The 25,995-nt window shown below is 36.5% G+C and carries 25 protein-coding genes; 12 read left to right on the top strand and 13 right to left on the bottom strand.

Going from position 1 to position 25,995, the window contains the following annotated elements:
- Positions 1 to 2: 2 nt before the first annotated feature.
- The 4 genes from ACFSO7_RS10890 to ACFSO7_RS10875 are packed head-to-tail and all read right to left on the bottom strand — an operon-like array spanning position 3 to position 4,633.
- A complete protein-coding gene (locus ACFSO7_RS10890) occupies positions 3 to 1,487 on the bottom strand; it encodes a Na+/H+ antiporter subunit D (RefSeq protein ID WP_377877322.1) in 1,485 nt (494 codons plus the stop codon).
- Positions 1,480 to 1,818 (bottom strand): Na(+)/H(+) antiporter subunit C, encoded by a 339-nt coding sequence (locus tag ACFSO7_RS10885; RefSeq protein WP_377877321.1) that lies wholly within the window; start codon positions 1,816 to 1,818, stop codon positions 1,480 to 1,482. Before ACFSO7_RS10885 ends, ACFSO7_RS10890 begins: the two co-directional genes overlap by 8 nt.
- Complete coding sequence (locus ACFSO7_RS10880; protein WP_377877320.1) at positions 1,818 to 2,240, bottom strand: Na(+)/H(+) antiporter subunit B; 423 nt, start codon at positions 2,238 to 2,240, stop codon at positions 1,818 to 1,820. The genes ACFSO7_RS10885 and ACFSO7_RS10880 overlap by 1 nt, the downstream gene beginning before the upstream one ends.
- A complete protein-coding gene (locus ACFSO7_RS10875) occupies positions 2,237 to 4,633 on the bottom strand; it encodes a Na+/H+ antiporter subunit A (protein WP_377877319.1) in 2,397 nt (798 codons plus the stop codon). Before ACFSO7_RS10875 ends, ACFSO7_RS10880 begins: the two co-directional genes overlap by 4 nt.
- Positions 4,634 to 4,897: 264 nt before the next feature.
- Between ACFSO7_RS10875 and ACFSO7_RS10870 the strand changes: the two genes are divergently transcribed.
- Together ACFSO7_RS10870 and ACFSO7_RS10865 are read left to right on the top strand one after the other, a co-directional pair.
- On the top strand, positions 4,898 to 5,119 hold the full coding sequence (locus ACFSO7_RS10870; RefSeq protein ID WP_377877318.1) for a hypothetical protein: 222 nt from the start codon (positions 4,898 to 4,900) through the stop codon (positions 5,117 to 5,119).
- Positions 5,120 to 5,191: 72 nt separating this feature from the next.
- Positions 5,192 to 5,752, top strand: coding sequence for a DUF5366 family protein (locus ACFSO7_RS10865; protein ID WP_377877317.1), 561 nt, complete (start codon positions 5,192 to 5,194; stop codon positions 5,750 to 5,752).
- 30 nt (positions 5,753 to 5,782) lie between these two features.
- Here ACFSO7_RS10865 and ACFSO7_RS10860 read toward each other — a convergent pair whose 3' ends face one another.
- Positions 5,783 to 7,633, bottom strand: coding sequence for a transglycosylase domain-containing protein (locus ACFSO7_RS10860; protein ID WP_377877316.1), 1,851 nt, complete (start codon positions 7,631 to 7,633; stop codon positions 5,783 to 5,785).
- 222 nt (positions 7,634 to 7,855) lie between these two features.
- Here ACFSO7_RS10860 and kapD point away from each other — a divergent pair, with 222 nt between their 5' ends.
- Positions 7,856 to 8,479, top strand: coding sequence for a 3'-5' exonuclease KapD (gene kapD, locus ACFSO7_RS10855; protein ID WP_377877315.1), 624 nt, complete (start codon positions 7,856 to 7,858; stop codon positions 8,477 to 8,479).
- A 172-nt stretch (positions 8,480 to 8,651) separates the two neighbouring features.
- Positions 8,652 to 10,073, top strand: coding sequence for a PQQ-dependent sugar dehydrogenase (locus tag ACFSO7_RS10850; RefSeq protein ID WP_377877314.1), 1,422 nt, complete (start codon positions 8,652 to 8,654; stop codon positions 10,071 to 10,073).
- Positions 10,074 to 10,123: 50 nt separating this feature from the next.
- Here the strand turns inward: ACFSO7_RS10850 and ACFSO7_RS10845 are convergent, their stop codons facing one another.
- The gene (locus ACFSO7_RS10845; RefSeq protein WP_377877313.1) at positions 10,124 to 10,510 is read right to left on the bottom strand and encodes a cupredoxin domain-containing protein; all 387 of its coding nucleotides are present in this window, start codon (positions 10,508 to 10,510) and stop codon (positions 10,124 to 10,126) included.
- Positions 10,511 to 10,687: 177 nt separating this feature from the next.
- A complete protein-coding gene (gene kapB / locus ACFSO7_RS10840; protein ID WP_377877312.1) occupies positions 10,688 to 11,077 on the bottom strand; it encodes a kinase-associated lipoprotein KapB in 390 nt (129 codons plus the stop codon).
- Positions 11,078 to 11,182: 105 nt separating this feature from the next.
- Between kapB and ACFSO7_RS10835 the strand changes: the two genes are divergently transcribed.
- The 4 genes from ACFSO7_RS10835 to pgmB all read left to right on the top strand — a co-directional run bounded on the left by ACFSO7_RS10835 (position 11,183) and on the right by pgmB (position 13,881).
- Entirely contained in the window at positions 11,183 to 11,929 is a 747-nt protein-coding gene (locus tag ACFSO7_RS10835) for a peptidylprolyl isomerase (RefSeq protein WP_377877311.1), read from the top strand.
- A 116-nt stretch (positions 11,930 to 12,045) separates the two neighbouring features.
- Complete coding sequence (locus tag ACFSO7_RS10830) at positions 12,046 to 12,249, top strand: hypothetical protein (protein ID WP_377877310.1); 204 nt, start codon at positions 12,046 to 12,048, stop codon at positions 12,247 to 12,249.
- Positions 12,250 to 12,335: 86 nt separating this feature from the next.
- The gene (locus ACFSO7_RS10825) at positions 12,336 to 12,863 is read left to right on the top strand and encodes a superoxide dismutase family protein (RefSeq protein WP_377877309.1); all 528 of its coding nucleotides are present in this window, start codon (positions 12,336 to 12,338) and stop codon (positions 12,861 to 12,863) included.
- 340 nt (positions 12,864 to 13,203) lie between these two features.
- On the top strand, positions 13,204 to 13,881 hold the full coding sequence (pgmB, locus tag ACFSO7_RS10820; protein WP_377877308.1) for a beta-phosphoglucomutase: 678 nt from the start codon (positions 13,204 to 13,206) through the stop codon (positions 13,879 to 13,881).
- A gap of 13 nt (positions 13,882 to 13,894) precedes the next feature.
- On the opposite strand, the gene ACFSO7_RS10815 is transcribed toward pgmB, so the two are convergent.
- Both ACFSO7_RS10815 and ACFSO7_RS10810 read right to left on the bottom strand, forming a co-directional pair.
- On the bottom strand, positions 13,895 to 14,332 hold the full coding sequence (locus ACFSO7_RS10815) for an ASCH domain-containing protein (protein WP_377877307.1): 438 nt from the start codon (positions 14,330 to 14,332) through the stop codon (positions 13,895 to 13,897).
- A 98-nt stretch (positions 14,333 to 14,430) separates the two neighbouring features.
- A complete protein-coding gene (locus ACFSO7_RS10810; protein ID WP_377877306.1) occupies positions 14,431 to 15,621 on the bottom strand; it encodes an SLC45 family MFS transporter in 1,191 nt (396 codons plus the stop codon).
- A gap of 234 nt (positions 15,622 to 15,855) precedes the next feature.
- Here ACFSO7_RS10810 and ACFSO7_RS10805 point away from each other — a divergent pair, with 234 nt between their 5' ends.
- Genes ACFSO7_RS10805 through ACFSO7_RS10795 form a run of 3 tightly spaced genes read left to right on the top strand, consistent with a single transcriptional unit; the run spans position 15,856 to position 19,279 of the window.
- Positions 15,856 to 16,815 (top strand): AAA family ATPase, encoded by a 960-nt coding sequence (locus tag ACFSO7_RS10805; RefSeq protein WP_377877630.1) that lies wholly within the window; start codon positions 15,856 to 15,858, stop codon positions 16,813 to 16,815.
- Positions 16,815 to 18,011 (top strand): DUF58 domain-containing protein, encoded by a 1,197-nt coding sequence (locus ACFSO7_RS10800; protein ID WP_377877305.1) that lies wholly within the window; start codon positions 16,815 to 16,817, stop codon positions 18,009 to 18,011. The genes ACFSO7_RS10805 and ACFSO7_RS10800 overlap by 1 nt, the downstream gene beginning before the upstream one ends.
- Positions 18,008 to 19,279, top strand: coding sequence for a DUF4129 domain-containing protein (locus tag ACFSO7_RS10795; RefSeq protein ID WP_377877304.1), 1,272 nt, complete (start codon positions 18,008 to 18,010; stop codon positions 19,277 to 19,279). Before ACFSO7_RS10800 ends, ACFSO7_RS10795 begins: the two co-directional genes overlap by 4 nt.
- 67 nt (positions 19,280 to 19,346) lie before the next feature.
- On the opposite strand, the gene ACFSO7_RS10790 is transcribed toward ACFSO7_RS10795, so the two are convergent.
- The 4 genes from ACFSO7_RS10790 to ACFSO7_RS10775 form a co-directional block, all read right to left on the bottom strand.
- Entirely contained in the window at positions 19,347 to 21,617 is a 2,271-nt protein-coding gene (locus ACFSO7_RS10790; protein WP_377877303.1) for a glycoside hydrolase family 65 protein, read from the bottom strand.
- 20 nt (positions 21,618 to 21,637) lie between these two features.
- Positions 21,638 to 22,471, bottom strand: coding sequence for a carbohydrate ABC transporter permease (locus tag ACFSO7_RS10785; protein WP_377877302.1), 834 nt, complete (start codon positions 22,469 to 22,471; stop codon positions 21,638 to 21,640).
- A gap of 14 nt (positions 22,472 to 22,485) precedes the next feature.
- Positions 22,486 to 23,691, bottom strand: coding sequence for a carbohydrate ABC transporter permease (locus ACFSO7_RS10780; RefSeq protein WP_377877629.1), 1,206 nt, complete (start codon positions 23,689 to 23,691; stop codon positions 22,486 to 22,488).
- Between the two features lie 82 nt (positions 23,692 to 23,773).
- Complete coding sequence (locus ACFSO7_RS10775; RefSeq protein WP_377877301.1) at positions 23,774 to 25,036, bottom strand: extracellular solute-binding protein; 1,263 nt, start codon at positions 25,034 to 25,036, stop codon at positions 23,774 to 23,776.
- Between the two features lie 112 nt (positions 25,037 to 25,148).
- Here ACFSO7_RS10775 and ACFSO7_RS10770 point away from each other — a divergent pair, with 112 nt between their 5' ends.
- On the top strand, positions 25,149 to 25,907 hold the full coding sequence (locus tag ACFSO7_RS10770) for an AraC family transcriptional regulator (RefSeq protein WP_377877300.1): 759 nt from the start codon (positions 25,149 to 25,151) through the stop codon (positions 25,905 to 25,907).
- Positions 25,908 to 25,995 lie beyond the last annotated feature (88 nt).

Genomic DNA, 25,995 nt, shown 5'->3' with positions numbered 1-25,995 from the left:
ACTTACTCCCCCTTTAATACAGCATCAATATAAATATGTGGATTTGTAAGTGTATCAGCGGCTTGGGTAATATACGGGTAAATGAAATCTGTGCCAACTCCGTACAAAACAGCTATGGTAACTAGGATAACAGGTGAAATAAGTAAAAACCTTACTGGTACCTTATCATTAGTATTATACTCCTTGGGAACTCCCCAAAAGCCATTAATAAATATCTTCATAATAGAAAAGAGGACAAGTAAGCTTGAAAAGAGTACAATCACCGTACTTGCATAGTATTCTGCCTTAAATCCCCCTTGAATAATGAGAAGCTTCCCAATGAATCCACTTAAAGGTGGAACTCCAGCTAATGCGAGTGTCGCGATAAAAAATGTCCAACCGAGGCCAGGATATCCTTGTATGAGTCCATGTATTTTTCTTAAGTCACTTGTACCGGTTATTTTTACAATGATTCCTACCATTAAAAATAAGGCCGCTTTAATAATCATGTCATGAACTAAATAGAAGACAGAACCTGTTAAAGATACCTGGCTCATCACGGATACTCCAAACAAAATGACACCAACAGCGACAATGATATTGTAGATGATAATCTTTTTAACATCCCAATACCCAATTGCACCTACTAATCCAAAAATGATCGTCAATATCGCGAGTATGCCTAATATTTGATGGGTGAAGCCAGGATCATGATAAAAAAACAATGTATAGGTTCGAATGATCGAATAGACCCCAACCTTCGTTAATAATGCTCCAAATAAAGCCATTACAGGTGCTGGTGGAGCATAATATGATCCAGGTAACCAGAAAAATAATGGGAAAATTGCCCCTTTTAAACCGAAGACGATTAAAAAGAGAATCGCAATGACAGATAAAATTCCAGGCTGATTCACTTCAGCAATTCTTGTTGAAATATGGGCCATGTTTAATGAACCGACAACAGAGTAAAGATAAGCAACAGTTATGACAAATAGGGCGGATGAAATGACATTTACTAAAATGTATTTAATCGATTCACGGAGTTGAATCTTTGTTCCCCCCAGAACAAGTAACAGATAGGAAGACATAAGCATTACTTCAAAAAAGACGAACAAGTTAAAAATATCCCCTGTTGTAAATGCCCCATTTACTCCAACCATTAAAAATTGCACAATCGGATAATAGTAATAATTCTCTCGACCCTTTCCAATCGATTGAAATGAGTAAAGAATACAGACAAACGCAATGATGCTAGCTGTTAAAACAAGTAATGCCGAAAGCATGTCTGAAACTAATGTAATCCCAAAAGGTGCCTCCCAGCTACTAACATCTAATGTTTGGATGCCTTCTTTTCGAACTGTTTGTACTAATTGGAAACTGATCACAACCGTAATAAAAGAAGCAATCAGCGAGAGGATTCGTTGATAGGGAACCTTTTTCGCAAAGAAAATTAACAAAATGGCCGTTAAAAGCGGAATTAAAATTGGTAATATAATAAAATTATTCATTTCCTTCGGTTCCTCTCAATTGATCCATATTATCTGTCCCAAGCTCCTGATAAGCGCGGTAAGCTAGCACAAGGAAGAAGGAGGTGACACCAAAACTAATGACAATCGCAGTTAAAATCAAGGCTTGCGGCAGAGGATCTACATAAGGTCCAGGTTCTCCAAGCAATGGAGCGGCTCCTCTTTTTAATCCCCCCATTGTTAAAATTAATAGATGAGCACCATGACTTAATAGACCAGTCCCAATAATAATTCTTAGTAAGCTTTTTGAAAGCATTAAATAAGTAGCTGTCATAAAAAGAATCCCAATAACAAAAGCCATTAATATCTCCATTATTCGTCCTCTCCTATCGTTTGAATAATGGTCATCGTCACTCCGACAACAACTAGAAATACTCCAGTATCAAATAAAACAGCGGTATGAAGAGCGGTTTTTCCTAGAATAGGTAAGGTTGCATAGGTAAAGGCATGCGTTAGGAAGGGGACTCCGAAGAATAACGAACCCGTTCCAGTCCCAACTGCAAAAAGTAAACCAGTCCCAATCAAATATTTATAGTCAATAGGCAAAATATTCGCGACTGTCTTCAAATCGTAAGCGAGCAGAAGTAAAACGATGGCTCCAGAGGTCATCAATCCACCAATGAATCCGCCACCCGGATAATAATGGCCAGCGAAAAAGATATGAATCGAAAAGAGAATGATGACAAAGAGAACTACTTTTGTAACCGTTTGTAAAATGAGATCATTCGTCTTCATTCTTCCTTCCTCCTTGTCATTCGTAATTTAATCATCGCAAAAATACCTAAAGCAGCAATTCCAAGAACGCAAATTTCAAACATCGTATCAAAGCCACGGAAGTCAACGAGAATCACGTTTACCATATTTTCTCCACCTGCTTTTTTATATGTGTTTTCAACATAATATTGAGCAATAGAAGGAAACAGCTTATTGCTATGAGCCGATAAAGCGATTAACGTCACAATCGCTCCAACCCCTATAGAAATCAGGGCATTTACTGTCTTAAAGCCCATTGGTCTTTCATAACGTTTTAATTTAGGCAAATGATAGAAGCAAAGTAGGAACAGCGAGACCGATACAGTTTCAATCACTAACTGTGTTAAAGCTAAGTCTGGTGCCCGAAAAAGAACAAAGAATAAAGCAACTGTATACCCAACAGACCCTAATAGGATAATGGCAGTAAGCCTTGAACGTGCAAAGAGAATCGTAATGGATCCTATCGCAATAATGAAAGCGAGAATGAGTTCATAAATCCCGATAGAGGAAGTATTACTTAAATCCAACTTGAAAGCATCTTTCCAATAAAGAGAAAATCCAAGAATCACAATAAAGAAAGAGAAAATATAAACAAGATATGTACGGATAAATCCATTCATATATCCTTGGGTAAATTGTAATGCCCCTTTTTGAGAGCGATCTATGAATGTATCATAAAGTCGATTGAAAGTGAGTTTCTCTGGGAACAGGCTGTACACTTTTTTCCATTTAGGCAAGGAAATGAACAGCAGTATTCCAAGGATGATGACCCCAATCGTCATAAATAGTTCAATGTTTGGACCATGCCAAAAGGAAATATGGACATCAAAGACTGACTTTTCTTTTAAAAGGCTTGGCAGCACAGATGCCATCGTCGGTTCAATGAAGTAATGAGATAAAGTATTTGGAAAAATCCCAAAGATAACGACTAGGGAAGCGAGAATAATTGGTGGAACAAGCATACCAAACGGTGCTTCATGCGGTTTCTTCTCTAGCTGGAACTTTCCTGTGAACGTTTTAAAAACAATAACCATGCTGTAAATGAAAGTAAATACACTAGCTATCCAAGCTAATATCGGAAAAAGGATTCCCCAAGTGTCAAGATTGAATAGGTTAAATTCGGTAATTCGAACCATACCTGTAAAAAACATTTCCTTACTTAGAAATCCGTTAAATGGTGGTAATCCCGCCATCGAAAAGGCACCAATTACCGCAAGAGTAAATGTAATAGGCATGAAATTCATTAATCCGCCAAGCCTACGTATATCACGCGTTCCCGTTTCATGGTCGATGATGCCAACAACCATGAATAGACTTCCTTTAAAGGTAGCATGGTTGATCAAGTGAAAAACAGCTGCAGCGGTCGCCACCGTGAAATAGCCATCACCGATAAAATCGAAGTGAAGTGCTGCGGCACCGACTCCAAGCAAAGACATAATTAACCCTAACTGACTAACTGTCGAAAAAGCTAAGATCGCTTTTAAGTCGGTTTGCTTAACAGCAGAAAAGGATCCCCAGAAAAGAGTGATAATCCCAATACCTGCCACAAGCCATAACCACCATGCTGACTCGGCAAAAACCGGACTCATTCTTGCGACAAGATAAATTCCTGCTTTAACCATCGTAGCAGAGTGTAAATAAGCACTGACGGGTGTTGGTGCTTCCATCGCATCTGGTAACCAAATATGAAATGGAAACTGAGCAGATTTCGTAAATGCCGCTAACAAGATAAAAAGTAAAGCAGGGATAAAAAGAGGTTGTTCATATAAATGACTTGCTTGACTTACGATCTCTGAAATTTGAAAGGACCCAGTCATGATGTATAAAAGAACGATTCCCCCAAGCATCGACAAGCCACCGAGAACGGTAATCAGCATAGATTTTTGGGCACCATATCGGGATTTTTCACGGGTATACCAATACCCAATTAGTAAAAAGGATGAGAAGCTGGTGAACTCCCAAAACATGTATAACACAATTAAATTATCAGAGAGCACTACTCCAAGCATAGCCCCCATGAATAGAAGCAAATACACATAAAATGTGTTGAGCTTTTCTTTATCCTTTGATAAATAATAAATGGAATAAAAGACGACTAACGAGCCAATTCCTGTAATTAATAAAGCGAATAATAGCCCAAGACTATCCACTTTGACTGTAAAGTCAATATTCATCGATGGAATCCATGACATCGTTTCCATAATGCGACCATTCTGTTTCGTCGTAGACAGGAAAGTTAAAAAATAGCTAAATAACAAAATTGGTAATGGAAGAACAAGCCAGCCTGTATGTAGATTACGTAAGTACTTGTATAAAATTGGTATGAAAATAGCCAATATGAATGGTGACACTATGGCAAGATGTAGCAGTGACAATACCAATACCTCCCTTTTAAATAAATTTACATTCAATTTCCCATTTTTACTTTTCCACTTTATTGTCTTAAAATGTGATGAAATAAGCTATTATTTCAAATTATAGCGCAAATCGAATAGCGTTGCATGCAAAGGCCTCAAAGAAACGGGGAAAAGTCAGCTTTTATAATAAATAAGAAAAAACTAGTCATTTAAGCATGAAAAAAAATTTTTTTGTATAAAAATAAAACGACGAATCATCCTAAATAAAGGACGGTGTTTAGGATGATTTTAAATAAAGTGTCTGGTGCTTGTCTCATATTTTTCCTCCTTTTTGCAGGGGCTTGGAAATTAGAAAATTCAAATGTTTCACCAATTCCATTAAAACAGGGAGGAGTAACGGAAGTACTTCCGTTATCGAATATTCATGTGCCGATTAATCAAAATACCTTTCAACCAAGGGAATATGTTAGAATAACTGAAGTTTTTCTAGGAAATAATGAATGACTAACACTTGTATCTATTGCAAAAATCTCAGATAATGATGGTTGGTAGATTTTTAGTAATGGAGAAAATATAATGAAAAATACGTATTTAACTAGTTATTTCCCCTTATTGTCCTTACTACTATTAAGTTTGTCCTTTGCTGTTAGCTTTGAATTCAAACTCATTGATGTTTTGAAGGATATCGGAATTTATAATGGAATGCTTGAATTTTTTAGTGATAGCGGCATTAAGCTATCACTATTAACGCTGCTAACGATATTGTTTTTTATGGTTTTATCGGCTTTGAAAATCATTGCTGATACGATAAATGAACTGTCCCTTTTATTTTTCTCGAAGGAAACAGAGGGGCAGAGCTTAACGAAAATTCGCTCGGGCTCAGGGATTTATTTCTTTGCAAGCGGGGTGTCATTACTCGTTAGTTTTTATAGCTTAATAGGAGTTTTAGTTATATTTTTAATTGCGACGTTTGGTTATTTCATTTTTATCGTCTATAAAATAAGCGCCGAGTTAACTGTTGTAGGAATGGCAGGATTAGTTTTTTTCCAAGTCATCGTGTGGTCAACTCTTCTAATCGGAGTCGCTTATTTAGTAGTGAAAGTTTACAACAGTGTTTTGGCGAGTTTGCCGATTTAAAAAAAGCTGTGCCAATGATAAGGCACAGCTTCACTTCATAATATCTCTCCAAATCAGTAAATGAGGGGCAGCTTTCTCAATAGATTCGATATTTGCAGGGCTGTCTTTCCCAACCCAGACGGCTGCTGTCAATTGCTCGGTTAACCCTACAAACCAGTAATCTTTGTAGTCATTTGTCGTACCTGTTTTTCCACCTGCATATACGCCTGAAATCTTTGCCTTTCTAGCAGTGCCAGATGTGACGGTTTTCTTTAGTAAATCTCGCATTTCCTCTACCGTATCTTTTTCCCACACTTTAATCGATCCTGTCTTCCATTGATAGATCGTTTTCCCGGCTGAATCAGTGATTTTAGTGATTGCTCGTGGTTTTTCATATAAACCTTCATTGGCAAAGGTGGAATAGGCACCTGCCATCTCAAGTGGAGACATTCCGTATGTGAAGCCACCAATAGCGGCTGTTAAACGATAATCTTCGTGTGTGATCTTTTTAAATTGAAATTTCTCTAAAAATAAAAACCCTTTTTCAACTCCTATTTGATCTAACAATCGTACGGCTGGAGTATTATAGGAGTGGATAAAGGCTTGTTCAATGGAAACATTTCCGACCTTAGCCCAGCCATAATTTTCTGGGCAATATCCTTGTTTACAAAAAGGGGCTCCGCTAACAGTATCCTTAGTTGTAGATTTCAGTTGATTTAAATAAGGAGCATAGACGAGTAATGGCTTAATAGCAGATCCTGGCTGACGAAAGGCTTGATAAGAACGATTGAAATCATCACTTTGATAATTTTTACCTCCGATTAAAGCGACGATTGTATGATTATCATTACGAACGATTGACAAAGCTCCTTCAATCTCGCTGTAAGGTAAATGCTTCGTAACGGCTTTTTTTGCTTTTTGCTGCAATCTAGGGTCAAGAGAAGTGTGAATAGAAACGCCCGAAGCAAGAACTTGTTCGACTCTATCATTTAATTTTTCTTCTAGTTTTGCTTTTTCCATTCCTTTTGCATGGGTCAGTTGCTTCTGATAGCCTTCCTGTTCAGAGATCAAATCTACTAGTTCTGCTTTTACATAATTCGAATAATCTGGGTAATCATGTATGTGTTTTTTTAGGTTAAGATGAATTGGCTCTTTCTTTAGTTTATCTGCTTCATTAAGTGAGATAGAGCCACTATCAACAAGCTGATCGATTAAACGTTCCTGTCGTTTTTTTGTAAAATTAAAATGTTTAAGTGGGTTGTATAAAGTTGGATTGTTAGGAATCGCTGCAAGAAATGCCTGCTCTGCTTGTGTAAGCGAGCTTATGGTTTTGTTAAAGTAAAACATTGATGCTGCTTCCATTCCATACACACCATTTTGAAAATAGATAACATTTAAATAGAGTTCTAGAATTTGTTCTTTTGACAGTTTTCGTTCCATTTGATATGCATATAATAATTCGGACAGCTTTCGGTTATATGAACGATCTTGATTTAAATAAAGATTTCTTGCTGTTTGTTGTGTAATGGTGCTCGCACCTTGACTGATCTCCTTCTCCTTTACATTTAAGGATAATGCTCGGCTAATGGCTTGAACATCGAACCCTTGGTGCTCATAAAAACGCTTATCCTCTGACTGAAGAAACAGTTGTTTTGTGAATAAAGGGATATCGGAAAGTGGTTTAAAAATGCGACTTTCATTCCCGATTAGCTCATCTATGACCTTTCCATCTTGGTCAAGTATATAACTATTTTTTTCAAGCTTTTGCTCTAATTGAATATGATCATTTAGATATTCGTGAAAGCTTTGACTTTGATTAGCTTCAATCGTTGTTAATTTTAACAACATAATAAGTAAGGGAAGAAGCAATAAAAATATGGAATAACCCGTAAACAAACGCATGTGATTGCCACCTTAACAGAATGAATGACTACGATATAATTATCGGTTTTTTTTTCAAATTCTGAAGAAAATCTCTTCTGTTCTTGTTTGAGTCATGCACCAACTGGATTATTTTAAATTTTGTGAAAAATTGCAGAAAAGTTAAAATAATTCATATTTGTTCGTGTTATAATAGAGGAAAAAAAGAGGGAATCCAATTTACCATTGAAGGAAGGTGATAAAATGAGTATTCAGCAACAATATTTATTTATTGATTTCGAATTTACTATGCCAGAAAAACATAAGAAAAACCCAGAATTTTATCCTGAAATCATTGAAGCTGGAATTGTCGTTGTTCGTGAGGGAAAGATCGTCGAACAGTTTGAAACCTTTGTCACACCAACCAAATTCCAAAAATTATCCGATCGATGTAAAACCTTTCTTAATATCACGCAGGAGCAAGTGAATCAAGGAATGCCTTTTCAACAATTAGTTCAGAAACTAGGTGAATTAAAGGAGCAAGCTTTAGCCACATCGGTTGTAACCTGGGGAAATATGGATATGAGAGTGCTTAGATCTAATTGTGAGAAAGCAAGTATTCCATTTCCTTTTTCAACGAAAGAAATTGATCTTTCCATGGAGTATAAGCGTTTTTTTGGCGACCAAAACCAAACAGGCCTATGGAAGGCTGTTCAAGAGTATGGGAAGGAAGGCACAGGGAAACATCATCGTGCCCTTGATGATGCATTAACAACATACAATATTTTCAGATTAGTAGAAAAGGATAAGCGATATCTAGAAAAACCAGAGCCAACAACCATTGGCGACCGAATTGATTTCTCAAAGCTACTAAATAAATTTGCATGAAAAGCCAAATCACCTAAAGTGTGGTTTGGCTTTTGTGTGCCTCCCATTTAATTTACTTTGTTGCGGAATGTGGTGTAATGCTTTGTCAGATTTCCCGGCATAATTTTGTACTAATAGACAGTTCTAATCATATTCTTATAAAAGAATATGATTAGAAGGGGTGCAATGTCGATTGAAAAAAGTTAAGGTTGGTTTACGGCCTATTGTAAGTAAAATAAACTTACCGACTGTTTTGAAAACAACCATACTTCCCGGTGACTCATTTGAAAGTTTATTTATTGCAACCCAGGTTGGAGAGATCTTTTACATACAAAATGGGGTTATAAGGACTTTTTTAGATATTCGCCAACGAATCATAAAGTTAGGTACTTCTGAATCTGGTGTTTCTGGTCCAGGATATGATGAACGTGGATTACTTGGACTGGCTTTTCATCCCCAATTTACTTATAACGGTCTGTTTTATCTTCATTATTCAGTAGCTGGAACACAAGGTCCAGGTGCTCTTTCTGAACCTTATAAGCCTGACCCGTGTGATCCTAAAACCCAAAACCTAAAGTGGATAAATAGAGAAACTCAATATGATCATATTGATACCGTTGAAGAGTGGATTTTACAATCGAATGGTCAACACAGGAAACGGCGGACATTGCTTAACTTAAGAAGACCCTTTTTCAATCATAATGGTTTTAATAGCTTAAATTTTTCACCTGAAACAGGAAGACTTGTTTTAACAGTCGGAGATGGTGGATCAGGCTATGATCCATTTAATTTAAGCCAGGACAATCTTGAAATCGCTGGTAAAATAATTGAAATGGATGTAAGTAAGAATACATTCATTAATAATCCCCCAATTGTAACACGTTTTAATGAACTTCCCACTACTATTCAGGGAACGCTCGCGGTAGTGGCCAAAGGGGTACGCAATATACCAGGCATTTCGTTTCAAAAGTTTAATAATCAGTATATTAAATATGTGGGAAATGTCGGACAGGATTTGGTCGAGTCGATTTTTTCATTCGTTCATTATAAACCAATACCGGTTACTCAGATTGTTCAAACTTCCCTAATGAAACCTAAGCAAGAAGGATTGATTAACTTTGGCTGGCGTGGGTGGGAAGGTGCTTTTCCTACTTCGATTATAAGAGGTTGCATAAAAGATCCGACTTTGGATGAGAAAACAATTGCTTATTACAATGAAGCAATAACACTTTCAGGGAGTCGTCTTCAGCCTTTAACAAGTTATTTTCATAAAGATTTAAGACCTGATAAGTTTGGAGGAACTGCACTTACAGGAGTGCAAGCTTATATGGGAAATGGAATACCCGCATTAACGGGAAGCTGTGTGTTTACCGATATTGCCAGGAAAGGATCTCAACCTCATGTTAAAGGGGCTTTAGCTTATACCTTCGTAAGACCAGATGGTAAACAAAATGATTTTAGTGTGATTCAAACTGATTATGATTTTGGGTCGCAGTCAGCCTATTATGTTAATTTGGGAACGAATCTGAATCAAACGAAATTATATTTAGGAGTTTATGGCTCTATGAAAGTGACTGATTTTAACCAAGGCACTATATTTGAAATCGTTCCATAAGTAAATTTACTATACCTATTAAACAAGCAAGGCCTTATTGGCCTTGCTCGTTATTTGACAATTATTTTTCCAACCATTCCTTGCTGGAAATGATATCGACAAATCAGTTCATATGTACCGGGCTGTTGAGGTTTCACGGTAATGGTTTTATCTTTTCCTGGCAGTACCTCGACGTCAATTCCGAGCATTTTCACTGTGAAAGTATGCTCTTTCACACCTTTGTTTTTTAAAATTAAAGTTGTGGTTATTCCATTCGGAATAGTAATGGCTTTTGGATTAAAATAATCATCGTTCAACTCTACTTCAATTGCTTTTGCTGTCTCCATAGGTGTGACAATACCGGATTCGGCAAATACACCGAGAGAGCCTAGATTTGTTACTACCACAACCATTGTAAGCATTGCGACTAATCCTGATATCCACTTTTTCACAGACACTCATAATCCCTCCTTTCTTTAATACTACTTTTTCCCAATTTGTAAAATATTATCAAAGAAAAGTTCAATATTTAATTGATTTAGGAGTTATTCATGGATACCCAAACGGTATGTTGTTCATAGCATTTATGAAAAACATTTCGTATGCTGATTCACTGAGTAATGTTGTTCATAGGACTATGATTGAGATTTGAAGTATTCCTTTTCTAATGTTTCAATATTTTTCAAACTCAAAGCAGCCCATTCAGAATCATCGTCATGTAGTTCTGTTTTTAATTTTTCAATTGAGGCTTTTAGGGATTCTTCGTATGTTGGAACAGAATCCGCATAAGGCTTTACCATTTTTTTAGGTACGTTCGCCTGTTCACGAAACGACATCGCTTTTCGCTCATGAAAAAAGCCAAATCCAACTTCCTTCGGGTTATGTAAATCCCCTTGCATCGGATGTTTTAGAACAGCAAGTGTTCTTACTAAATAATGCTCTGGACGAATGTCTGTTATTTCACCAATATATTTACCTGTTTTATAAATGGATGTGACGATATCCCCAATATTTAATTCTGACATAAAATGTTTCCTCCTTTTTTAATATGTCTATTTCTAATTATGACTAAAATGAGGTGCATTTTCCAATAAAATCGGGTAAAGTAAAAAAATGGAGGATGATAAATAATGAAATTCAAATTAATGACCATATTAGCTGCCGTATTTTTACTTTTAACGGCTTGTGGGACAAGTTCAGAAAAAGAGAAAAATGGAAGCGAAGAGGTGTCAAAATCAACTTGTGAGCAAATGCCTGAACAATCTTCTGAAGAACAAAGCGAGGCAAGTAAAGTGTATCCACAATTAACTACTAATGTTCAAGGTAATGAAAGACTAGTGGGTATGGATACGACAATGGGATGTATCAAAATTAAACTTTTCCCAGACCAAGCACCGAAAACAGTAGAAAATTTTATTAAACATAGTGAAGACGGTTATTATGATGGATTGATTTTTCATCGTGTTATAAAAGATTTCATGATTCAAGGTGGGGACCCGCAAGGAACAGGTATGGGTGGAGAAAGTATTTATGGGCAAGCGTTTGAAGACGAATTTTCTGACAAGCTGTTCAATATTCGTGGTGCTTTATCGATGGCGAATTCTGGGCCAAACACGAATGGAAGCCAATTCTTCATAGTCCAAAAGAATGCTCTGGATGAGGGCATGGCTGATCAAATGAAGCAGGCTGGATATCCGGATGATGTGATCAAAGCTTACGAAAATGGTGGAACACCTTGGTTAGATTTCAAACATACAGTATTTGGTCAAGTAATTGAAGGTATGGATATTGTTGATAAAATTGCCAACGCGAAAACGATTGAAAATGATAAACCAGAGGACGATATCAAGATTAAGAAGATTTATGTGATCAAATAATAAAATAGTTAAAGGTTGGCCATCTGAGATATCAGGTGGCCATTTTAACTGAAAAAACTTTTCCCATTCATGCTATAATAGTAGTACTGAAATTTAGATGGAAAGGAATCACTATGATGTTTTTTAACTATGTCCTATCATTATTTTTATATTTTCCTGAAGATAAATCTGAATATTGGGGTGCAGGCTTCACGTTCTTGATCTTTGTTATTGGAGCAGTCTTCACCATGAAATTCATTATCCATATTTCCAAAAAAGAAGCCGAGAAAACAAAAGAATTGGAAGAAAAATTATTGAAACAACAAAGGGAAATTGAGTAGAAAAAAGTCGTTACTATTAACAAAGTATATTCTCCAAACCATTCGTCCATACTATTGGCAAATTGTCTAGTTGGAGGAACTTGCTAATGTGGAAAGGGTTAATAGGATTCCTAATTTTGCTCTTAGTAGGCTGTGGGGTAGAGGGTAATCCGAAGCAGATGGATGTTGAAATTTTTAATCCAGAAGGGGATTCGCTAGGGAAAATTACTCTTCAACAGCAGTCAAAGGGCGTAGAGTTAGATATAAATTTAGAAGGCTTACCTCCTGGAGAGCATGCGATACACATTCACGACAAAGGGGTATGTAAGCCACCTGATTTTAAATCTGCTGGAAATCATTTGAATCCTGACAATAAAGAACATGGACTATTACATCCAAAAGGTGCGCATGCAGGAGATCTTCCTAATCTTATCGTGAAAGAAGATGGAAAAGTGAAGGCGAAACTTACAGCCCCTCAAGTTACCTTAAAAGAGGGGAAAATGTCCCTCTTACCGAATAACGGTACATCCATCGTCATACACGAAGCAAAGGATGATGGCATGACGCAGCCCGCTGGTGAATCTGGAAACCGTATTGCTTGTGGGGAAATTTCGAAAGATAAAAAGAAGAAGTGATAATAGAGGGAGCACTTAAGCAACATTGAGTGTGTCCCTCTATTTTACATTCTACTTTTGCTCACCTTTTTTTGACTAATGCATCTCAATCGGTTGCTTTTGGCGAGGTATTCGATAATAAATCCCCTTCTGTAATAAAATGTTTTATAAGAGTCCGCTTAAGGACAAAATAGGTTAAAATATCAAGAGAAATGTCTTTAATAAGCAATCTTAAGGACAAAGCACGTCATAACACTAAGTAAAATGTCTTCAATGAGACTTCTTAAGTACATTACACGTCATAACGACGAGCAAATTGTCTTTAAGTGCCTAAAAAATACGTTAAAAAGAAGGGTTAACATTGTCCAAACCAATACAAGCATTCATTTTTGACTTAGATGGTGTCATAACGGATACCGCAGAATATCATTACCTTGCTTGGAAAGCACTCGGGGAAGATCTCGGAATTCCGTTTACAAGAGAATTTAATGAAGAATTAAAAGGGGTATCAAGAATGGATTCCCTTGATAAAATTCTTGCTCTAGGTGGGCGCCAAAATGATTTTTCCATAGAAGAAAAAGAGGCGCTAGCGGCAAAAAAGAATGAACATTATGTTCGGTTGATTGCCAATATAACACCTGAGGATATTTTACCTGGAATAAAAGAATTAATCTCAGAAATAAAAGAAAAAGGCTTTAAACTTGGACTAGCTTCCGTTAGTAAAAATGCTTTTACGGTCATGAATTCATTAAAATTAAAGGATGAGTTTGATGTCATTGTAGATGCGGCTACGATTAAAAGAGGTAAACCCGATCCGGAAATTTTCTTAACTGCTGCAAAGCTATTAAACATTGAACCTTCCGCTTGTATCGGGATTGAAGATGCAGCAGCTGGTGTAGATTCGATAAAGGATGCTGGAATGTTTGCGGTAGGTGTTGGCAGCAAAGAAACACTTGCTAAAGCAGATTTAATCTATTCTTCAACTTCAGAGCTTTCTTTTAATGAAATGATATTAAAAAGAGAGAACGAATCGGAATGATTCGTTCTTTTTTCTAAAGAAGTACACTAATCCGATGACCTAATTCCCTGAAATCAATTTTTGTATCGACTAGCTTGAAGAACTCGACGATAATTGGTGTATCTTCGTTTAATTCGCTTCCTTCTTCTAAAAGCGAATTTTTCCAAGTGAAGATGTGATCTCGGGTAAACTGATCTAGTGATGAATTTTCCGCTTTAGCAATTTTCTCGCCAATTGTTCCTTTTATATCACCAAATTTAATTTCAATTATCTCTGTTGTTTCGATTGTACAAGCGTGGATCCCTTTTTTTGTATAAACTTCAAATTGGGTTCCAACAACCCCTAATTCTTCTTCAGGCAATGCATCATACCAAATTTTCGGTGTGCAAGTAGCTGTTTTTAAACCTAATAAACACTCTACTAGTAGTCTTTCATCATGTTCATTTCTACCCCAAAACGTCATACTTTTCATTGATTTTCCCCTATAAACTTTCGATTGGATAACTTTACCTCATTGTATCCTGAAACTCATAATCCCTAGTAAACGAATTCTTAATTAATCCTTAAAATTTAGCTATTCAATTTATGTAACCTTATTGATACATCCCTAGCTGGTTTGACCTTCATCATACACAATAAAGCTAATACCATACTTCCTGCAGTAGCAAAAAATAAAATACCAAAACCAAATAAGTCGATGAATAACCCAAGGGTTGGAGGAGAAATAATTGCAGCTAAGGAAGATACCAAATAATATAACCCTGTTCGTGTTCCGTAACTGTGTTCACTCCCCGTAGAAACCATATACGGATAGGCATTGATATTAACACAGGCCCAAAACATGCCGCCAAAAAGAAGAATGACGCGTAAGGACAAGGCTGATTCAACCCAATTTAATAGAAGAAAGATGAATACTAAGCCGATGATCCCTACAAGGATGATTTTTTTCTCACCATATTTAGCTCCTAATAGTCCACTCGGTATAGCGGAAAGAACAAAGCTTAAGGAAAAGAAGGCTAGTGAAAACGCAGAGGCACTCTTTGATAAGCCAAGTTCATTTACGCCATACAAGGTAAATAATGCCTCCATCCCTTGAATCGCCATAAACCAAAAAAAGATCGCAGCTAACAGGAAAAACGTTGGCCAATTTAATTCTCTCTTGTAATTAATTTTTGGGGTGGTTGATACAGTAAAAGGAAGCGTATCTCGATTTTCTTTAATATTTTTAAAAATAACCCACAAAGCCACTAAAAAAGTTACAGAAACTGCTAAAAACGGCAGCGCTTCATCCAAATTAAAAAGATAGGAGCCAACACTAAACGCTAAAATAGCACCGCATCCTCCCATGAAATTAATCACACCGTTTGCATTTGTACGCTTAGACTCTGGAGTAATGTCGGGCATTAAAGCAATCGTGGGCGATCGGAAAATAGCCATGGATAAATTCATACAGATCATAAAGAGGATTAAAGTATCCAAACTTTTATGGAAGGGAATAAGCCCGTAAAAGATAGCTGCGATTGGGATACCTACGAGCAAATAGGGCATCCGGCGACCAAAGCGAGTATGGGTACGATCACTACGATTTCCGATATAGGGCTGTAAAAAAAGCGCAAAATAATTATCAATCGTCATTAGAAATCCAATGAGAGCCGTGCTTGTGAGATAATCGTTCAGAAAAAATGGAACAAATCCGTTATATAAGGACCATCCTAAACTAATACTAAAAAAACCAACCCCTAACAACCACGTTTTCTTCATCGCAGTTCTCCTCATGTTGAAATTTAAATATTCCAGATGAATCTTGAAAGAAAGATGAGGTCACAAATTTGGGAAAAAATAACGCACTATTATTTTATGCGGAGTGTAGGTCCTTTTGATTATTTTTTTAAGGAGACAGACCTTTAAGGAGGAAAAATAATTAGAATCTTCTGTTAGATGATGTTAAAATTAGAAGAAATATACAATAGCATAAAGTAGGAGGCAACAGATGTGATGGAGAAAACAGCTCAAACCAATATAAATCGGATAAACAACATTATATCTAATGTAAATAAAGTAATCATCGGTAAAGAGCGAGAGATTAAATTGCTGTTAGTGGCATTGTTTAGTGAAGGACATGTTTTACTTGAGGATGTTCCAGGTACAGGTAAAACAGTACTTGCCAAAACATTAGCTGCTTCACTTGGATGTCAATTTTCTAGAATTCAATTCACTCCTGATGTACTACCCTCAGATATAACAGGAGTTTCCATATTTAATCAAAAAATAAATGAATTTGAATTTCGCAAAGGTCCAATCATGACTAATGTTTTACTCGCAGATGAAATTAATCGTGCGACACCACGAACCCAGTCGAGTTTACTTGAAGCGATGGCAGAAAAACAAGTAACCGCAGATGGAAAAACGTATAAACTCGATCGGCCATTTTTTGTTATAGCTACCCAAAACCCAGTTGAATCTCATGGAACTTTTCCTCTTCCAGATGCTCAAATGGACCGTTTTTTAATGAAGATTTCCCTTGGTTATCCTAATTATGATCAAGAGCTACTCATTTTAAGAAGATTTCGTTTGGATGAACCACTAGATTATATTCGAGCGGTAATGACTTATGACGAAATTATCGAAATTCAAAGGAAAGTACGTGAAATAGACATTCATGAAGATGTAGAGAAATATTTATTACATATTGTTCGAATGACTAGAGAACATACTGATATCGAGATTGGAATTAGTCCGCGGGGCAGTATTGCTTTAATGAGAGCTGCTCAGGCAATGGCATTAATAGAAGGAAGATCGTTTTGTTTACCTGATGATATAAAAGGATTGGCAGTCGAAGTACTCGCACATCGAATTACTTTAACAATGGAAGCGCAAATACAAACAACACCGGAATTAGTTATTCAAGAGATTGTTCAAAATGCCCAAGTGCCATTGGAAAACGGGATTGCCTAATGTCGAAAAAATGGACAAAATTGCAAACAAGAGTGAGAGATTTTTCTATTTTTCTACTGATCGCTGGAATGGTCACGAAAGAACCTGTACTGTTTGCTTTAAGTGGTGGTGGCTTTTTCTTATTGTTGTTCAGTTTATGGTGGTGCAAATATGCTCTAAAGGGAATTCTAGTAAACATCGATTTTACAAAAAAAAGAATATTTCCAGGCGAATCTACCACAGTTAAAATGGTCATACAATGCAGCAAACTCGTCCTTCCCCCAGCTATGAAACTAACAATGAATACATCAAAGGAAATGAATATAGAAGGATTAACTCTTTTGGAAGAAACAGTGACAGATCGCTTTTGGACAAGAATGTTCGGGATAAAGCCAAGAAAAACCTTAATCTATGAGTATAAGGTTTTTCCGAATAAGCGTGGTGTCTATCATATTTATGAAATGTTGATCGAAATCAAAGATCCAACAGGCTTAGGGAAAATTGTCGCAAAAAAACCTGTGAAAGCAGAGCTCATCGTCTTTCCAGCCTTTATCGAAGCCCTCCCTCCAAAGGCAAATTTAAAAGGGATTGAAGGGAATCATCAAGTGAAAAGATTAATTCACGACGACCTTTCGTTTTTTATCGGTTCAAGAGGCTATCAAATGGGGGACCCATTAAACAGAATTGATTGGAAAGCAACCGCTCGTGCTGGTAAGCTTCATACGAAACATTTTGCTTTCACTTCCCAAAAACAACTTATACTGGTCGGAAATCTTCGAACTCAGGAAAAATGGTATTTAGGAAACGATCCAATAGTCATTGAACGAGTGATTGGATTGATGGCAGGATTGATAAGATGGTGCACAGCAAATGGTTACCCATATGAATGGATGTTTAATATTAAAAATCCATACACGAAACAAGTTTATCACCATAAGTGTAAAGCGGATAATAAAGAATTAGTACGCAATCTTGAAAGATTGGGTCGGTTAAAGTCATATACAATGATGAATGTAGAGGATGTGTTTGTGCATCTTCGTGAGACAACTTATGAAAGTGCCGTCATTTTGGTCGTTACAAATTTTGTTACGCAGCAAATGGAGCTAGAATGGAAAAGACAAATGGAAGCAGGTAATACAATCTGGGTGATTGACCCATCTGCTGAACAGATTGAAGTCTATCCTTATTTAATGAGGAAAGGAGTGGCCATTCTTTGAAGCCTACCAATCTATTAATAGCCATTCAGCGTTTTGTAATGATTGAATTAGAAGCAATGATCCTCATTTTATTTGTACACGTATTAATGAATCTATTATTTAAGACTGATATGGATTTCACACAAGTTATTTGGATCAATCTATTATTTGTCTTAACGGCCCTTCCTTTGTTCTATATTTTAAGAAAAAAAATGATATATAGTTGGTTAATCATTTCTTTTATTGGTTGGTCCATTTCAGGTTATTTTCTTGGGGTATCCGCCTTGTGGATATCTGTTGTTTTAGGTATTTGGCGATCGATTTCAGTGGCAAACGAACATAATTATTTAGGATCAACCTACAAACGTATTATCATAAGTATTGCCGTATTGACGATTTACTTGATGACAGTCCATCTATACCATATTGAGGTATGGTGGGCGATACCAATGCTTGTTACTGGTTGTTTTAGTTTTACGATAGTGGGAATTGCCTGTCATAATCTTCTAGAACAATATCGGTGGAAACCGAGCCGTGAAGATTGGATACGTATTTGTAGAAATCAACTATTATTTATCGTTACCATGGGGACCTTAGTCGGATTTTTTGTCTATTTTAGATTTAAGATTATTTTCCTTTTAACGAAGATACTTTTCCTATTTGGAAAATTAGTTAGCCTTATAACAACTCCCTTAATCATTTTACTTTCTAAAATGATTAACTTTTTTTATTCGCTAATTAATGAGGGGAGCAAAAGGGAAGTCAAAATGAAAATGGAATTTTCGGACATGCTCAATACAGTTAAAGTAAATGATGATTCCCCTTCACTAGAGTGGCTTTGGATCCTTTTAACCATCATTGCTAGTGTTAGTTTGTTAATCTTTTTTGTAAGAAAGATCAAGAATTCCTTTTATAGAGAACCACTGAAAAACGAAGAAATGAATGATTGGATTGAAATGGTTGACCAGCAATTCGAAAAGGATACAAACAACCACTTTTTTTCCGATTTTGTCAAAAAAATACTAAGACGAAATTCAAAATTAGATAAAATAAGGCTTCTGTATATGGATTTTCTAAAACAATATGATCAAAAGATGCGTGGGGAAAATTTAGCTTCCCATTTTACAACTAGAGACATTGCAAAAAAAGCATCCGAGCAACTTCCAGTAAACATTGAGGATTTGAATACACTTACAAAGTTATATGAGGAACACCGCTATGGTAATCAGCCGACCGATACAACTAGAATAGAGGAAATGAAGAAATCCGTTGAGGAGTGGTTGAAATAGTAAAGTATGTGGCGATTAGAAAAAATAAGCGCGAAAGAGCACTAATAAGTGCTCTTTTTCGCTATATCTATTCTGACTTCTTAACATTAACCGCTACATTCGGCTGCACCATATAAGGTTTCCCATACACACTAATCTTTAATTCCTCTCCAGAGAGCAATTTGATGGTGGTAACATCCCTTGAAACTTCAACAGATAATTCTCTTCCTTTGTATTGAAGGGGAAATGTGTAGCCCTCCCATTGTTTCGGTACAATAGGTTGAAGGGTTAAGCCGCTTTCCTTGATTCGTAATCCAGCGAAACCGAAAATAATCGCCATCCATGTTCCGCCCATATTGGCCATATGGAGTCCGTCTTTCGTATTCCCATGTGTATTATCTAAATCCATTCTTGCTGTCTCAATAAAGTATTGATATGCTTTATCTTCGTAGCCCAATTTTGAAGCCATGATACTAAAAACACAGGAAGATAGCGAAGAATCATGTGTTGTCACTTTTTCATAGTATTCAAAGGAGTGACCCATCGTTTCCAAACTTTGCTCATCCTCAAGCAAGAAATGAGCTAAAATCGTGTCTGCTTGTTTACACACTTGATAGCGATACAATGTCAATGGATGGTAATGAAGTAATAAAGGATAGTGATCTGACGGCGTTTGTTCAAAATCCCAAACTTCCTTATTTAAAAAAGAGTCATCCTGTGGATTTAGCTTTAATTCAGCATCATAAGGTAAAAACATCTTATTCGCTGCCTCCAGCCATTTTGAGACTTCGTTTTCATCCAGAGAAATTTTTCCCTTCAATTCATTCAAAGTCTCATCATCCAATAATCGATATACCTTCTCCGCCCATTTCAAATTATGCTTCGCCATTACATTTGTGTAATAATTATTATTAATTATGCAAGTGTACTCATCCGGTCCTGTTACTGTATCAATTCGGAATTCATCCCTTTTAAAATGACCAACCTCTAACCAAAGGCGAGCCGTTTCAAAAAGCACTTCTGCACCATATTCCTTTAAAAATTCCAAATCCCCTGTCACCATAAAATATTGAATAAAGCTATAAGCAATATCCGCGCTAATATGGTATTGAGCAGTTCCTGCAGGGAAATAAGAGGAACATTCTGACCCCGATATCGTTCGCCACGGGAATAGAGCCCCTTTTCGATGCCCCATTTCCTTCGCTCGTTCTCTAGCACCATCTAAAATAGAATAGCGGTAAATGAGCAGTCGTTTTGCAATTTCAGGATTGGTCATGAGAAAGACAGGGATCATATAAATTTCCGTGTCCCAGAAATAATGCCCTTCATAGCCTTCACCAGAAAGTCCCTTTGCCGCTATATTAGAGAATTTGTCTTGTCCCGCAGATTGCAAAAGGTGGAATAGATTAAAGCGAAGTCCTTCTTGTAGCTTGTCATCACCTTTTATTTGCACATCTGCATTTTTCCAAAACGCATTAAGGTAGCTCGATTGTTTGGCTAAAAAAGAATCAAATGTCTCATTTGCGACGCGACGATTCAATTCCAGAACGATTTGATCTATCTTTTCGCCATGACGCAGTGAATCGACATACACACTTCTTTTCTCAAAAACGAGTGTCTCATTTAAAACACCTGTAAATTCACTCTCAATCAATCCATCGATTTGTTTATCTTCACGATGTAGTTCTGGATTAACCAAGTAATGAACACCACAAGCCGATTTCAATTCGGACCTTAGTGTCTCCACTTCAACATAAGCTAAATTCTCATCTGAAAATTGATTCGTCACCTTCAAGCACTTTGCATGACCAGAAGAAACACGAGGATCATTAGGATCAACGAAATTCGTTACATTTCCATTCACAGTTGAAACAATCCTGATTTCACCAAAATAATTAACCGGTTCAATGATGACTTTTTGAATGAATACTTCTTTATCGGAAAAAGAAGCAAGTCTTAGAAAACGCAGTTTCACTTCTTTTCCAGCGTTCGAACGCCAATGAACGATGCGTTCTGAAAACCCTCTATCGAGATGGAGATATCTTTCATAGGAAAGGACTTCCCCTTCAAACAGTGAAAACTTTTCCTCTCCTAAGTAAAGATAAATTGATTGAGCATCGATCAAATTAACAAGCTTTTGCTGAGTTTCAGGAAAGGCGTAAAGCTTTTCACCGTAATCAATCGAAACGACGTCGTGAAAAGCATTCAAGTATGTACCCCTAATGGAACTGATGCCCTCCGGTAACCCTTCCTCAAAATTCCCACGAACTCCTAAGTAACCATTTCCTGTGAAAAAGAGGCTTTCTTCTGTTAAGAGCTGCTTTTCCTGGATGGATTCTGAGTTGATTTTCCAAGTCATTTTAAAAAACCCCTCTTAATCTATTCTTTTACCCCACCAGAGGTTAGGCCAGATACAATTTGTTTCTGGAATAATAGCACGATAATTAATGTTGGGATCGTTACAATAGCAGTGGCAGCTGCAACCTCACCCCATAATATTTCAAACTGAGTTCTTAAAAATGAAATCGCTACTGGTACGGTATGATATTTTTCTTCCGAATTGAGCGTTACGGTTAAAAGAAACTCGTTCCAGGCAGATATAAACGTAATAATCGCTACCGTAAATACGCCTGGTGCTGCTAACGGAAACATAATTTTATGCAAGGTTTGAAAAGGGGTAGCCCCATCAATTTTAGCCGATTCTTCTAAGGCAACAGGGATTTGGTTAAAATGAGTAACGAGAATCCAGACTGCCATTGGCAAAGTAATCGTTGAATAAGGCAGAACAATCGCATAACTATTTAACCAATCTAATTTTAAAAATAAATTATAAATTGGTCCTGTTACGATCATCTGCGGGAACATTGATACGGCTAAAATGACTCCAAGTAAAATATTTTTTCCTCGAAAATGAAAACGAGAAATTGCATACGCTGCAAAAGTAGCGACAACTACCACGTAAAGGGTTGTCGTTGTGGCGACAACTAGGCTATTTAAAATGGCTTTCAAGATCCCTTTTTCAAAAAGAACGGTAATATAATTTCCTAATGTTGGATTTTCAGGGATGATTCGAAAAGCCCCTTCACCAAAGATTTCACCGGATGTTTTAAAGGAGGTGATGATAATCCAGAAAAACGGGAAAACCATGGCAAATAAATACAATACAACAAATATTCCGAAGAAGATCCATAATTTTCGTTTAGAAGATTGCATGATTCATCCCTCCTTTAACTTTTCTCCATTAAGTTGGCACCTAAAAATTTAACGAATAAAATCGCTATAAATGCCACACAAACAAACATCAGCATGACAATAATCGAGCCATAGCCAAAATTCGTTTGGGCAAACATGACTTTATATGCGTAAATTGACATCGTTTCGGTCTTTCCACCTGGCCCTCCACCAGTGAGAACAAAGATTAAATCGAACACACGAAATGCATCCAAAGTCCGGAAAAGTAAAGCAACAAGTATGGATGGTTTTAATAATGGCAACGTCACTTTAAAGAAAGATTGTACTTTGTTCGCTCCGTCAATATTGGCTGCTTCATAAAGGGAGTTCGGAATATTCTGTAAGCCTGCTAGCAATAATAGAGCCATATATGGAGTTGTTTTCCACACGTCCGCTAGTATGGTTGACACCATGGCACCAGAACCGCTTAGTAATAAATCTTGGGATTGTTCAATCAATCCTATTTGTTCAAAGAAATAAGCAACAATTCCACTGCTCCCATTGTATAAATAACTCCACATTAAGGCAGCAACAGCTGTAGGAATGGCCCAAGGAATGAGCGAGGTTGTTCGGATTAATCCTTGGCCAGCAATCGATTTATTTAAAATAAGAGCTAAACCTAATCCAAGGACGAGCTCGATGAATACAGATACTACTGTAAAAAGCGTTGTATTCCATAAGGCAATTCCGACACGGTCATCTTTAAAAACTTTACTATACCCTTTGAAGCCGATAAAGTTTGATGGAATAATGCTATTTTCAATATCATCCACAAGAGCAGGTAAATCTTCTTTATGTGCGAGGGTGTATTTTGCGTTTAAGTCTGCAACAAGCTTGGCGGCATCTTGATGTAAACCTTCAATTTCTTCTCGTTGTTTTGTGCTAATTTTAATGACTTTCGCTTCGTTTTTATATTTGTCACCGACCGCATCTAAACGTTTAGTCACATCGTTTATTTCAATTTGGTCAGCGGTATCTTTCACATTTTCTAACTCTTCTTCTAAAAACATTTTTACATATAATTGAGTCTCTTTAAAAAGGTTGACATTAAATCTTTCTTGCAAATAAAGGCCAGCTTTTTGCTGGTCATTTAATCGATAATCGAAAAAAGTATATGTAAAGGATTGCACGACAGGCCATAAAGAAAAGATTCCAATTAAAAGAACTGTAGGAAGAATAAAAAGCCATTCTTTAAAACCCATTTTCCTGAGCAAATTCATTCACCCTTTCATAACTAAATTTTTATAAAAAAAGGCTCTAATAAATATTAGAGCCTCATTCAGCCTACTGTTTTACTGCATCTTCAATCGCTTTTACTGCTTCTTCCAGTCCTGTTCCTGAACTTAAATACTTATGTGCTTGAACTTGGATTGTATCAGACACTTTAGAATATTCAGGTGATACTGGGCGAGCAATTGTAGTTGTCAATGCTTTTTGGAATCCAGGGAATGAAAGCAATGCGTTTGAACCTTTTACCTCTTCATCGTCTAATAAAGCATTATATCCTGGTAAGTAACCACCTTGTGTGGACATGATTTTTTGACCTTCAGGGCCAGCAGCGAACTTAATAAATTCCCAAGCGCCGTCGATATGTTCAGAGTTCTTGTTCAATCCAAGCAACCATCCACCTACTGAACCACCGTTTGGAAGTGGAGCAATTCCGACTTGATCTTCTTTAATTTTTACGCCTTCTTCTTGGCCTTTGATTCGACCAAATTGATATGGCCAGTTACGAGCAAATACGGCATTTCCTTGTTCAAAGTTTGTATGAGTTTCCCCTTCCATAAAGTTTAAGATATCTTTAGGAGAGAAAGGTGCTTTAGTAAATTTGTACATTGTTTGTAATCCAGTAGATACATCTGCGTAAGATTTTGAGTATTCCGTTACGTTAACCGTTAATCCTTCGTATTGCTTTGATTGATACGCAAATCCAAATTTTGTTCCGCCTTGGCCAGTATATTTCTCAGCCATTGTATATAAATCGTCATACGTATAATCTCCACCATCTAATTTAGCTGCATCTTCTTGGCTAACAAGATCGGAACGATAGTAAAGTAATCCTAAGTCTGGGAAGAAAGGAAGTGTGTATTGTTTTCCTTTGTAGTTACCAGATGCCATGGACCCAGAGTTGAAGTCGTCTTTCTTGTAATCTGATTCGTTCATACGAACATCAATCGGTTCAAGATAGCCTGCACCAGCAAACTCCCCAGCCCAAACGACGTCAAGTGAAACGACATCATATTCGGATGAACCACTAGAAAGAGAATTTAATAATTGATCATGCATTTGGGCTGAATCATTTGTCATTTCGACCCATTCAATATCATATTTATCCGATTTCTCGTTAAACGCTTGAATCAGCTTATCTGTTGCAGGTGTATTGTCATTTTGGGCAGCAAATTTTAATACCACTTCTTCTTTTGTGTCACCTGCATCGTTATTATCCTTCTTTTCGGTATCCGCATTGTCCTTGCTGCAACCGGTTAATGCGATACTTGCTGCAAATGAAAACGCTAACATTTTCGTGAAAAACTTTTTCTTCTTCATCTTTTATAACCCCCTTAGGCCTTTATAATTGAATTGTATAAATTCAATATTTACAATGATATTAAATAATTTACCTTTATATTAAAATTTTAATCATAAATGAGTGTGGAAAATGAGCAAGACATCGATTAAGTCATCCATTATCAAAAAATTTTATGAAACTCGCATCCAAAATCAACAGGATCTCTTCTTTCACCCTTCGTTTAATCTTGAACAACAATTAATGTCCTCAATTATGAAATGTGATGAAAAAGGGGCAAGGGAAGTCCTCAATAAAATTAACCAGTTAGATCGGGCGAAATTAGCAGAGGATCCTGTACGTTCTTATAAAAATTCAATGATCTGTTCTTGTACTTTATTTACAAGAGCTGTCATAAGGGGAGGAGTGCTCCCAGAGGATGCATTTAATTTGAGTGATATTTATATTCAACAAATTGAGAAACTAAGTGATATGAAGGAACTATTTTTATTAGAATATGAAATGGTTGAAACTTTTATTGACCGGTTAAAGAATGAAAGTAAGCTATCGTATAATTCTGTCGTTAATAAAGCAATCCTTTTTATTCATCAGGAAATTTTGAATGAATTAATTCTCGCAAAAATATCTGAACATGTGGGAGTTCATCCTAGCTATCTTTCAAAAGTTTTTAAAAAATCAGTCGGTGTATCTATTTCTGAATTTATTACAAGAAAGAGAGTGGAGGAGTCGAAATACTTCTTATTACATTCCACATCTAGCTTGAGCGATATTTCCCTATTATTTGGATTCTGTAACCAAAGTTATTATTCAGCTCTTTTTAAAAAATATACAGGAATAACGCCGAAGCAATTTAGGGATACCTATCCGTTAGGTGAAGAAGCGAATGAATGAGGGAGATTCTTGTACATTTTAGTCAGAGAAATTTGGTCTTTCTAGTCAAATATCATTATAATAGGGAGAGTATTTTTGTTATATAGAA

This window comes from Bacillus sp. CGMCC 1.16607 (assembly GCF_042683745.1).
GTDB lineage: Bacteria > Bacillota > Bacilli > Bacillales > Cytobacillaceae > Pseudoneobacillus.
The sequence above is the reverse complement of the archived record's forward strand: the minus strand, read 5'-3'. Positions and strand labels throughout refer to the sequence as shown.

Excerpts from the sequence above, each read along its gene's own strand:
- ACFSO7_RS10775 (WP_377877301.1), bottom strand. The coding sequence starts at position 25,036 with ATGAAGAAGAAAAAGTTTTTCACGAAAATGTTAGCGTTTTCATTTGCA.
- ACFSO7_RS10835 (WP_377877311.1), top strand. The coding sequence starts at position 11,183 with ATGAAATTCAAATTAATGACCATATTAGCTGCCGTATTTTTACTTTTA.
- ACFSO7_RS10870 (WP_377877318.1), top strand. The coding sequence starts at position 4,898 with ATGATTTTAAATAAAGTGTCTGGTGCTTGTCTCATATTTTTCCTCCTT.
- ACFSO7_RS10830 (WP_377877310.1), top strand. The coding sequence starts at position 12,046 with ATGTTTTTTAACTATGTCCTATCATTATTTTTATATTTTCCTGAAGAT.
- ACFSO7_RS10785 (WP_377877302.1), bottom strand. The coding sequence starts at position 22,471 with ATGCAATCTTCTAAACGAAAATTATGGATCTTCTTCGGAATATTTGTT.
- ACFSO7_RS10890 (WP_377877322.1), bottom strand. The coding sequence starts at position 1,487 with ATGAATAATTTTATTATATTACCAATTTTAATTCCGCTTTTAACGGCC.
- ACFSO7_RS10800 (WP_377877305.1), top strand. The coding sequence starts at position 16,815 with ATGTCGAAAAAATGGACAAAATTGCAAACAAGAGTGAGAGATTTTTCT.
- ACFSO7_RS10865 (WP_377877317.1), top strand. The coding sequence starts at position 5,192 with ATGAAAAATACGTATTTAACTAGTTATTTCCCCTTATTGTCCTTACTA.
- ACFSO7_RS10770 (WP_377877300.1), top strand. The coding sequence starts at position 25,149 with ATGAGCAAGACATCGATTAAGTCATCCATTATCAAAAAATTTTATGAA.
- ACFSO7_RS10790 (WP_377877303.1), bottom strand. The coding sequence starts at position 21,617 with ATGACTTGGAAAATCAACTCAGAATCCATCCAGGAAAAGCAGCTCTTA.
- ACFSO7_RS10880 (WP_377877320.1), bottom strand. The coding sequence starts at position 2,240 with ATGAAGACGAATGATCTCATTTTACAAACGGTTACAAAAGTAGTTCTC.
- ACFSO7_RS10860 (WP_377877316.1), bottom strand. The coding sequence starts at position 7,633 with ATGCGTTTGTTTACGGGTTATTCCATATTTTTATTGCTTCTTCCCTTA.
- ACFSO7_RS10815 (WP_377877307.1), bottom strand. The coding sequence starts at position 14,332 with ATGAAAAGTATGACGTTTTGGGGTAGAAATGAACATGATGAAAGACTA.
- ACFSO7_RS10780 (WP_377877629.1), bottom strand. The coding sequence starts at position 23,691 with ATGGGTTTTAAAGAATGGCTTTTTATTCTTCCTACAGTTCTTTTAATT.
- kapB (WP_377877312.1), bottom strand. The coding sequence starts at position 11,077 with ATGTCAGAATTAAATATTGGGGATATCGTCACATCCATTTATAAAACA.
- ACFSO7_RS10810 (WP_377877306.1), bottom strand. The coding sequence starts at position 15,621 with ATGAAGAAAACGTGGTTGTTAGGGGTTGGTTTTTTTAGTATTAGTTTA.
- ACFSO7_RS10885 (WP_377877321.1), bottom strand. The coding sequence starts at position 1,818 with ATGGAGATATTAATGGCTTTTGTTATTGGGATTCTTTTTATGACAGCT.
- ACFSO7_RS10825 (WP_377877309.1), top strand. The coding sequence starts at position 12,336 with ATGTGGAAAGGGTTAATAGGATTCCTAATTTTGCTCTTAGTAGGCTGT.
- ACFSO7_RS10805 (WP_377877630.1), top strand. The coding sequence starts at position 15,856 with ATGGAGAAAACAGCTCAAACCAATATAAATCGGATAAACAACATTATA.
- kapD (WP_377877315.1), top strand. The coding sequence starts at position 7,856 with ATGAGTATTCAGCAACAATATTTATTTATTGATTTCGAATTTACTATG.